Source organism: Cupriavidus sp. 05N40, assembly GCF_056397305.1.
Genome location: NZ_JBFTND010000329.1, coordinates 1 through 5,071, shown reverse-complemented (window position 1 = coordinate 5,071; position 5,071 = coordinate 1). Strand labels below are relative to the sequence as shown.

4 protein-coding genes are annotated in these 5,071 nt (G+C 69.3%); all 4 read left to right on the top strand.

All coding sequences use genetic code 11. From position 1 onward, the window contains the following. Positions 1-753, top strand: a 753-nt coding sequence (locus tag AC1DO7_RS39300; RefSeq protein WP_477117419.1) for a penicillin-binding transpeptidase domain-containing protein, incomplete at its 5' end; no start/stop codon positions are given. Then, positions 750-2,288 carry a UDP-N-acetylmuramoyl-L-alanyl-D-glutamate--2,6-diaminopimelate ligase gene (locus AC1DO7_RS39295; protein ID WP_441617927.1) on the top strand — a complete coding sequence of 513 codons (1,539 nt, stop codon included), beginning with the start codon at positions 750-752 and terminating at the stop codon, positions 2,286-2,288. The genes AC1DO7_RS39300 and AC1DO7_RS39295, both read left to right, overlap by 4 nt. Next, positions 2,285-3,718, top strand: a complete 1,434-nt coding sequence (locus AC1DO7_RS39290; RefSeq protein ID WP_441617881.1) for a UDP-N-acetylmuramoyl-tripeptide--D-alanyl-D-alanine ligase — start codon at positions 2,285-2,287, stop codon at positions 3,716-3,718. Before AC1DO7_RS39295 ends, AC1DO7_RS39290 begins: the two co-directional genes overlap by 4 nt. 109 nt (positions 3,719-3,827) lie before the next feature. Further along, positions 3,828-4,997 (top strand): phospho-N-acetylmuramoyl-pentapeptide-transferase, encoded by a 1,170-nt coding sequence (mraY, locus tag AC1DO7_RS39285; RefSeq protein WP_441617879.1) that lies wholly within the window; start codon positions 3,828-3,830, stop codon positions 4,995-4,997. The last annotated feature ends 74 nt before the right edge of the window (positions 4,998-5,071 follow it).

Below are 5,071 nucleotides of genomic sequence, written 5' to 3'. Positions count from 1 at the left end.
GCCACCATCAGCGACACCCACAACTACGGGGCGCTGACCGTGGCCGGCATCATCCAGAAATCCAGCAACATCGGCACGACCAAGATCTCGATGCTGCTCAAGCCGCAGGAGATGTGGGACATGTTTACCAGCGTGGGCCTGGGCCAGGCGCCCAAGCTCGGCTTTCCCGGCGCGGTCGCCGGCCGGGTGCGTCCGTTCAAGAGCTGGAGGCCGATCGAACAGGCCACCATGTCCTACGGCTACGGCCTGTCGGTGTCGCTGTTCCAGATGGCGCACGCCTATACGGTGTTCGCCCATGACGGCGAGCTGATCCCGGTCACCATGTTCCGCAACAACGGCCCGGTCACCGGCGAACGCGTGCTGTCTCCCGAAGTGGCCCGCCAGGTGCGTGGCATGCTCGAGACCGTGACCGCGCCCGGCGGCACCGCGCCCGAGGCCCAGGTGATGGGCTACCGGGTCGGCGGCAAGACCGGCACCGCCTACAAGCACGTCGGCCGCGGCTACGACCGCAGCAAGTACCGCGCCTCGTTCATCGGCCTGGCGCCGATGTCCAACCCGCGCATCATCGTGGCCGTGAGCGTGGACGAGCCCACCTCGGGCAGCCACTATGGCGGCGCCGTCGCGGGTCCGGCATTCGCCGCCATCACCGGCGGCACGCTGCGGGCGCTCAATGTGCAGCCCGATTCGCCGATCCGCCAGCTGGTGGTGAGCGACAAGGTCCAGGAAAGCGAGCCGTGGAGCGCGACACAATGAGCCGGCAACTGCTTCCCCTCGAAATCGCCGCCCAGGCTGCCGATGCGCTGGCCTGGCTGCGCCGGCACGCGCCGGCCGGCGCCAGGCTCACGGGTGACACGCGCCGGCTGACCCAGGGCGATGTCTTCTTCGCCTACGTGCTGGGCAACCAGCGCCTGTCGACCGACGCGCGCCCGCATATCGCCCAGGCCATCGCGCGCGGCGCCAGCGCCGTGATCTGCGAGGCCGACGGCTTCGACTGGCCGCATGGCGAGGCGGTGCCGCACCTGGCCGTGTCCGGCCTGCACCAGCTTGCGGGCCCGATCGCGGCCGGCTGGTACGGCAATGACACGCGCGACCTGGCCGTGACCGGCATCACMGGCACCAATGGCAAGACCTCGTGCGCGCAATGGCTGGCGCGGCTGCTGCAGGCAACGGGCAAGCCCTGCGCCACCATCGGCACGCTCGGCACCGGCTTTCCGGACGCGCTGGTCGCCACCGGCTTCACCACGCCCGACGCGGTGCAGCTGCAGGACAGCCTGGCCGGACTGCACGGCGCCGGCGCGCGCGCGGTGGCGATGGAAGTGTCGTCGCACGGCCTCGAGCAGGGCCGCGTGGCCGGCACGCACTTCGCCGTGGCGGTGCTGACCAACCTGACGCAAGACCACCTGGACTACCACGGCACCATGGCCGAGTACGAGGCAGCCAAGGCGCTGCTGTTCCAGTGGCCGGGCCTGCGCGCCGCCGTGATCAATCGCGACGATGCCATGGGCGCCCGCCTGCTGGCCGGCCAGCAGGCCGCCACGCAGGTGATCGAGTACGGCGTCGACGGCCCCGCGGCGGCAACACGCAAGGGCGGCCAGTGGCTGCGCGCCAGCGGCGTGCGCGCCACCGCCGCCGGCACCGCCTTCCATGTGGACGGCAGCTTCGGCAGCGCCGACATCGCCACGGCGATGATCGGCGGCTTCAACGTCAGCAACCTGCTCGCCGTGCTCGGCGCGGCCCTCGCCAACGGCATCGCATGGCAAGCCGCCGTCGATGCGCTGCGCGGGCTCAGGCCGGTCGACGGCCGCATGGAATTGTTCGGCGGTGGCCAGGACGGCCCGCTGGCCGTGGTCGACTACGCCCATACGCCCGACGCGCTGGAAAAGACCCTGGCGGCGCTGCGCCCGGTGGCGCAGGCCCGCGGCGGCCGGCTGTGGTGCGTGTTCGGCTGCGGCGGCGACCGCGATCCGATCAAGCGCCCGCTGATGGGCGCGGTGGCCGAGCGCCTGGCCGACGATGTCGTGCTGACCAGCGACAACCCGCGCAGCGAGGACCCGCTGGATATCCTGGACGCCATCGCCGACGGCATGGATGACCGCGGCCGCGCCCACCTGATCGAAGACCGCGCCGCCGCCATCCTCTACGCCATCAGGCACGCCGCCGCGGCGGACGTGGTGCTGGTGGCCGGCAAGGGACACGAGGCCACCCAGGAAGTGCACGGCCGCAAGCGGCCGTTCTCCGATCGCGAGCATGTCCGGCTGACGCTGGGTACGCGCGGGGTGTCGGCATGAACCAGAACATGATGACCAATCTGCAGCAAGCCGCCGGCTGGATCGCCGGCGCGCGCGTTTGCGGCCCCGCCGATGCGGGCGCGCGCAGCTTTTCGCGCGTGCTGACCGACAGCCGCACGGTCCAGCCCGGCGACCTGTTCGTCGCGCTCAGGGGCGAGCGTTTCGATGCCCACGATTTCCTGGCCGATGTGGCCGCGCGCGGTGCCGCCGCGGTGCTGGTGGAGCGCGAGCCCGACGCGGCCCTTGGCCTGCCGGCCATCGTGGTGCCCGACACGCGCCTGGCGCTGGGCGAGCTGGCCGCGGGCTGGCGCCGCCGCTTCGGCCTGCCCGCCGTGGCCGTGACCGGCAGCAACGGCAAGACCACGGTCAAGGAAATGATCGCCGCGATCTTCGCGGCGGCGGTAGGGGAGGGCGCCCGCTTGGCCACCGGCGGCAACCTGAACAACGACATCGGCCTGCCGCTGACGGTGCTGCGCCTGTGCGCGGCGCACCGGCTGGCCGTGCTCGAGCTGGGCATGAATCATCCCGGCGAGACTGTCTACCTGGCCAGCATCGCCCAGCCCACCGTGTCCGTGGTGACCAATGCCCAGCGCGAGCACCAGGAATTCATGGTGAGCGTTGAGGCCGTGGCGCACGAACATGCGGCGGCCATCGCGGCGCTGCCCGCCGACGGCGCGGCGGTATTCCCGCTCGACGCCGAGGGCGGCGGCGCGCATGCCGGCGTCTGGCGCCAGGCGGCCGGCACGCGGCGCGTGCTGTCGTTCGGCCTCGACGCGAACGCCGATGTCCGCGCCGACGTGCGCCTGGACGACGGCGTGCAGGTGATGCAGGTCAGCGCGCCGGGCGGTGCCTTCGAGGTCCGCCTGTCGGTGCTGGGCACGCATAACGTACGCAACGCGCTGGCGGCGATCGCCTGCGCGCTGGCGGCCGGTGTCAGCCATGAGGCGATCCAGGCCGGCCTGGGCGGGTTTGCGGCGGTCAAGGGCCGCCTGCAGGTCAAGCACAGCACCGGCGGCACGCTGGTGATCGACGATACCTACAACGCCAATCCGGATTCCGTGCGCGCCGCCATCGACGTGCTGGCCGGGTTTGCCGCGCCGCGCCTGCTGGTGCTGGGCGACATGGGCGAAGTGGGCGACCAGGGCCCGGCCTTCCACGCGGAGATCGGCGCCTACGCCGCCACGCGCGGCATCGAGGCCTTGTGGGGTACCGGCGCCGCCATGACCGACGCAGTGCGTGCCTTCGGCGCGCAGGGCGGCGGCCAGGCACGGTATTTCGACAGCGCCGAAGCGCTGGCGGACACGCTGGCGCAAGACAAGGATGGCACCGTGGCCAGGGCGGGCGCGGTATTGGTGAAGGGGTCGCGTTTCATGCGCATGGAACGGATGGTGGATGCGCTGGTCGCAGACACGTCCGCGCGTAAAGCGTGACCGATGGTTAGCAAGGCTTGACCAGGCGGTTTCAAGCTGTCTCAGACAATCTCAAGCAATCGTAAGTCCCGGCGCCGCCGGGCGGTTGTCGAAAGGAATACGGAACACGATGTTATTGGCTCTGGCCCAGTGGCTGCAAAACGACTACAGCTTCCTGCGGGTCTTCAACTACCTGACCTTCCGCGCGGTGATGGCCAACCTCACCGCGCTGTTGATCGGCCTCGGCCTCGGCCCGTGGGTGATCCGCAAGCTGACCGAGCTGAAGATCGGCCAGGCGGTGCGCACCATCGGTCCGCAGTCGCACCTGGTCAAGGCCGGCACGCCCACCATGGGCGGCGTGCTGGTACTGGTGTCGATCGCCATTTCGACGCTGCTGTGGTGCGACTGGGGCAACCGCTTTATCTGGGTGGTGATGCTGGTGACCTTCGGCTACGGCGCGATCGGCTGGGTGGACGACTACCGCAAGGTGGTCTATCGCGACCCGCGCGGCATGTCGAGCCGCGAAAAGTTTTTCTGGCAGACCCTGATCGGCCTGGTGGCCGCGGTCTACCTGGCGTTCTCGGTGTCGGAAAGCAGCAATGTGCGGGTGTGGGACCTGTTCCTGGGCTGGGTCGAAGGCGGCCTGTCGCTGGACATGCCCTACAAGTCCAACCTGATTGTGCCGTTCTTCAAGGAAGTGAGCTATCCGCTGGGCGTGGCCGGCTTCATCGTGCTGACCTACCTGGTGATCGTGGGTTCGAGCAATGCCGTGAACCTGACCGACGGCCTGGACGGGCTGGTGATCATGCCGGTGGTGCTGGTCGGCAGCGGGCTGGGTATCTTCGCCTACGTCATGGGCAGTTCGGTCTACAGCAAGTACCTGCTGTTCCCGCATATTCCCGGGGCGGGCGAGTTGCTGATCTTCTGTTCGGCGCTGGCGGGGGCGGGCCTGGCCTTCCTCTGGTTCAACGCCCACCCTGCCCAGGTCTTCATGGGCGACGTGGGCGCGCTGGCTCTGGGCGGCGCGCTCGGCACGGTGGCCGTGATCGTGCGTCAGGAGATCGTGCTGTTCGTGATGGGCGGCATCTTCGTGGTGGAAACGCTCTCGGTGATGCTGCAGGTCACGTGGTTCAAGATCACCAAGCGGCGCTACGGCGAGGGCCGGCGGCTGTTCAAGATGGCGCCGCTGCATCACCACTTTGAATTGTCGGGCTGGAAAGAGACGCAGGTGACGGTGCGCTTCTGGATCATCACCATGCTGCTCGTGCTGATCGGGCTGTCGTCGCTGAAGCTGCGCTGACGCGGCGGCTTTATCCAGACGGAATCAACGTAATTACACAAAGGGCGGAATACGAAGTGTTTGGCGAGTTGCAG

Coding starts and splice junctions, on each gene's coding strand:
- AC1DO7_RS39290 (WP_441617881.1), top strand. CDS start 2,285: ATGAACCAGAACATGATGACCAATCTGCAGCAAGCCGCCGGCTGGATC.
- mraY (WP_441617879.1), top strand. CDS start 3,828: ATGTTATTGGCTCTGGCCCAGTGGCTGCAAAACGACTACAGCTTCCTG.